The following is a 4,278-nucleotide window of genomic DNA, read 5'->3' on the forward strand; positions in this document are numbered from 1 at the left end:
TACATTCGGCGGTTGCGCTTTAATCGCCGAAAACGATAATCGCCGCCGCGAAAAGATTAAATTATTTGAGGGGATAGATTTGAAAAGATCAGTGGCTGAAAACTCGGCACCTTTGTACTGGTTTTAGGCGGTTGTGGTAGTGCGGTTTTGGCTGCGGCTTTTCCAGAATTAGCTATTGGTTTTGCCGGTGTCGCGCTGGCATTTGGTTTGACGGTGTTGGTGATGGCATTTGCCGTCGGCCACATTTCAGGTGGCCATTTTAACCCGGCGGTCACCATCGGCCTGACAGTTGGCGGACGTTTCCCGGCAGCGCAGGTTGTGCCTTACATTATCGCGCAGCTGGTCGGTGCGATTGCGGCGGCTGGCGTGCTGTATCTGATCGCCAGCGGTAAAGCCGGTTTCGATGCAGCGGCCAGCGGCTTCGCTTCGAACGGTTACGGTGAACATTCGCCGGGTGGCTTTAGCCTGCAGGCGGGCATGATCTCTGAGCTGGTGCTGACCGCTGTGTTCCTGATTGTGATCATGGGCGCGACCGATAAACGTGCTCCGGCCGGTTTCGCACCGATTGCTATCGGCCTGGCGCTGACGCTGATCCATCTGGTGAGCATTCCGGTTACCAACACTTCGGTTAACCCGGCGCGCAGTACCGGTGTAGCGATCTTCCAGGGCGGCTGGGCATTAGAACAGCTGTGGATGTTCTGGTTGTTACCGATTATCGGTGCCGCGATTGGTGGTGCGATCTACCGCTTTGTACTGGAAAAAGCAGAGTAACTTCGCCGTATTTCTGCGGATCGGCAGCAGCCGATCCGCATTTTCCCCCGCAAGCGACTTCCCGCCTTACGTCAAGATAATGAAATGTTATGATCCCGCGTCCGTCGCTGTGGTCGTTCCCTGCGCGACATTTCATCTGTGGCAATATAAAAAAATTCCTAAGGAAGTCTGGTTATGCTCGGCAAACTTACCCGCCTGTTCCCGCTCTGGGCCGTGCTGCTCTCGGTCGCTGCCTATTATTCTCCCACCACCTTTCTCGGCATTGGGCCGTGGGTGAGCTATCTGCTGATGCTGATTATGTTCGGCATGGGCGTGACGCTAAATATCGATGATTTCAAACGCGTGCTGGTGCGTCCGGCGCCGGTGATCGCCGGTACTTTCCTGCATTATCTGGTGATGCCGCTGGCCGCGTGGGGTCTGGCAAAGCTATTCCAGATGCCACCTGATCTGGCGGCAGGCATGATTCTGGTCGGCAGCGTGGCCAGCGGTACCGCTTCTAACGTGATGATTTATCTGGCGAAGGGCGATGTGGCGCTGTCGGTGACCATCTCATCCGTCTCGGCGCTGGTGGGAGTTTTCGCCACGCCGCTGTTGACTCGCTTCTACGTTGATACGCACATTCAGGTGGATGTGGTGGGCATGCTGCTCAGCATCGTGAAAATCGTGGTGATTCCGATTAGCCTTGGCCTGATTATCCATCACTCCATGAACAGCGTGGTGCGCCGCGTTGAGCCGTATCTGCCGGCGTTTTCGATGGTGTGTATTCTGCTGATCATCAGTGCGGTGGTGGCAGGCAGCCAGGGCTTTATCGGTTCCGTCGGCTTGATGGTGATTGTGGCGGTGATCCTGCACAACGCGATTGGTCTGCTGGGCGGTTATTGGGGTGGCAAGCTGTTTGGCTTCGATGAGTCAACCTGCCGCACGCTGGCGCTGGAAGTGGGCATGCAGAACTCAGGTCTGGCGGCCACGCTGGGCAAACTCTACTTCTCGCCGTTGGCCGCACTGCCGGGCGCGCTGTTCTCGGTGTGGCACAACCTGTCAGGTTCGCTGCTGGCCGGTTACTGGTCGGGTAAACCGATCGACAAGAAGCAGAAATAATCGCGGTTTCCGTAAATAGCGGTCGCCATGAATGGCGACCCTACAAAACGCACCTATCTGCTGTTACAACTTCAGATACGTGCGAATCCCATCCAGAAACATCTGCGTCGCCAGCATAATCAAAATCAATCCCATCAGTCGCTCCAGCGCATTGACGCCTTTGTCGCCCAGCAGGCGTAAAAACAGCCCCGACATCAGCAAAATCACCACCGTCACGCCCCACGCGATCAGCAACGCGCCGACCAGATGCGTCATTTGGTTGGGATATTGATGCGACAACAACATCAGCGTCGCCAGCAGCGACGGACCGGCCACCAGCGGGATCGCCAGCGGCACGAGGAACGGCTCTTCACCGGCGGGTAAGCCGCTGGAGCTGCTCTCCTCGGAAGGGAAAATCATGCGAATGGCGATCAAGAACAGAATGATGCCGCCGGAAATCGACACGGTTTCGGTGCGCAGATTAAGAAACGCCAGAATGCGTTCACCGGCGAATAAAAACAGCAGCATCAGAATCAGCGCGATCAGCATTTCGCGCATCAGCACCACGCGGCGGCGTTTGGGTTCCAGATGCTTCAAGACCGACATAAAGATCGGCAGGTTGCCCAGCGGGTCCATAATCAACAGCAGCAATATGGTCGCGGATATCATTTCAGTCATGTTGGGTTAGCCATTATTAGTTGTACTGCTGAAAAAGTTAGCGCAATCGAATTAATTCACTTGCCAGAAGTGCTGCATTTTGTAGAGTTGACGGTCATAGGTAAACCTGATTATTACGCAGACTGGCACGATTATCCGGCCAGTCTTTTCCTTGCACCACACGGCCTCTTTCGAGAGCACCCGAGACGGACAGAAAATGAAGAATGTAGGTTTTATTGGTTGGCGTGGCATGGTCGGCTCAGTGCTGATGTCACGCATGAGCGAAGAACGTGATTTTGATGTTATCAATCCGGTCTTCTTCTCCACGTCACAGCTTGGTCAGGCGGCGCCGACATTCGGCGGTAAGTCGACCGGCGCGCTGCAGGATGCTTTTGATATCGAGGCGCTGAAGGCGCTGGATATTATTATCACCTGCCAGGGCGGTGATTACACCAGTGAAGTCTATCCGAAGCTGCGCGAAAGCGGCTGGCAGGGTTACTGGATTGATGCGGCTTCCACGCTGCGCATGAAAGATGACGCCATCATCATTCTCGATCCGGTTAACCATAACGTGATTCGTCAGGGTCTCGACAACGGCATTAAAACCTTTGTTGGCGGTAACTGCACCGTCAGCCTGATGCTGATGTCTCTGGGTGGCCTGTTTGCGAACGATCTGGTTGAGTGGGCGTCGGTTGCCACTTATCAGGCGGCATCGGGCGGCGGCGCACGTCATATGCGTGAACTGTTGACGCAGATGGGCATGCTGCACGATCACGTGGCGAAATCGCTGCAGGATCCGGCTTCGGCGATTCTGGATATCGAACGTAGCGTGACCGATTTCACCCGTTCTGGCACCTTGCCAACCGACAACTTCGGCGTGCCGCTGGCGGGCAGTCTGATTCCGTGGATCGATAAGCAGCTGGATAACGGCCAGAGCCGCGAAGAGTGGAAAGGCCAGGCGGAAACCAACAAAATTCTGCGCACCAGCAATGTGATTCCGGTTGATGGCCTGTGCGTGCGCGTTGGTGCGCTGCGCTGCCACAGCCAGGCATTCACCCTGAAGCTGAAGAAAGATCTGCCGCTGAGCGAAATCGAACAGCTGCTGGCTTCACATAACGAATGGGTGAAAGTGGTGCCAAACGATCGCGAAATCACCATGCGCGAACTGACACCAGCCGCCGTCACCGGCACCTTAACCACGCCAGTGGGACGCCTGCGCAAACTGAACATGGGACCGGAATACCTTTCCGCCTTCACCGTGGGCGATCAATTACTGTGGGGCGCGGCTGAACCGCTGCGTCGCATGCTGCGTCTGCTGATCGACTAAGCGCAGCGGCAAACCAGACAGGCCGGGGTTTCCCGGCCTTTTTTTAGTTATCCAGGCTGCAAAAACTCATGCAAATTGCGCCTGACAAGTGATCCGCTTCCCCTTTTTGCTCGCCCGATAAGAATTTTTCACGATCCTCCCTGGCTTCTGCCAGCCTCAAGCTATGATTTAACAGAGATGTGCCGGTTGTTAACTGTTTTCGTTTTTTCGAACTAAATGGTTGTTGTACACGGTGATGATCTTTCCCACGGACGGTTGTGTCCTCGCGGTGTACCTATGGCTCAATGAAAAGCAGCGCACCCGAGGCGATAATCCTGCCGACTCTGGTCGCCTGCGCAAAATCATAGGAAGAAAGTCATGTCAGAGCTTCCCGATCGCCAGGCGATCAATGCCCTTTTTGCCGGGAATTATGCCGATCCCTTTTCACTACTGGGAATGCACCAAAC

The 4,278-nt window shown here is 55.2% G+C and carries 4 protein-coding genes; 3 read left to right on the forward strand and 1 reads right to left on the reverse strand.

Annotation, left to right across the window (positions count from 1 at the left end):
* Positions 1–117: 117 nt before the first annotated feature.
* Positions 118–771 carry an aquaporin Z gene (gene aqpZ, locus RTY00_RS20840; protein WP_409519157.1) on the forward strand — a complete coding sequence of 218 codons (654 nt, stop codon included), beginning with the start codon at positions 118–120 and terminating at the stop codon, positions 769–771.
* A 174-nt stretch (positions 772–945) separates the two neighbouring features.
* On the forward strand, positions 946–1,869 hold the full coding sequence (panS, locus tag RTY00_RS20845; RefSeq protein WP_312665963.1) for a ketopantoate/pantoate/pantothenate transporter PanS: 924 nt from the start codon (positions 946–948) through the stop codon (positions 1,867–1,869).
* Between the two features lie 63 nt (positions 1,870–1,932).
* On the opposite strand, the gene RTY00_RS20850 is transcribed toward panS, so the two are convergent.
* Entirely contained in the window at positions 1,933–2,526 is a 594-nt protein-coding gene (locus RTY00_RS20850) for a YhgN family NAAT transporter (RefSeq protein WP_008109858.1), read from the reverse strand.
* Between the two features lie 196 nt (positions 2,527–2,722).
* Here RTY00_RS20850 and asd point away from each other — a divergent pair, with 196 nt between their 5' ends.
* A complete protein-coding gene (asd, locus tag RTY00_RS20855; RefSeq protein WP_008109860.1) occupies positions 2,723–3,832 on the forward strand; it encodes an aspartate-semialdehyde dehydrogenase in 1,110 nt (369 codons plus the stop codon).
* Positions 3,833–4,278: the final 446 nt, after the last annotated feature.

The sequence above is a fragment of the Pantoea sp. CTOTU49201 genome (assembly GCF_032054795.1).
GTDB classification, from domain to species: Bacteria; Pseudomonadota; Gammaproteobacteria; order Enterobacterales; family Enterobacteriaceae; genus Pantoea; species Pantoea symbiotica.

What these genes read in the sequence shown, in the direction of transcription:
- panS (WP_312665963.1), top strand. Translation starts at nt 946, where the DNA reads ATGCTCGGCAAACTTACCCGCCTGTTCCCGCTCTGGGCCGTGCTGCTC.
- asd (WP_008109860.1), top strand. Translation starts at nt 2,723, where the DNA reads ATGAAGAATGTAGGTTTTATTGGTTGGCGTGGCATGGTCGGCTCAGTG.
- RTY00_RS20850 (WP_008109858.1), bottom strand. Translation starts at nt 2,526, where the DNA reads ATGACTGAAATGATATCCGCGACCATATTGCTGCTGTTGATTATGGAC.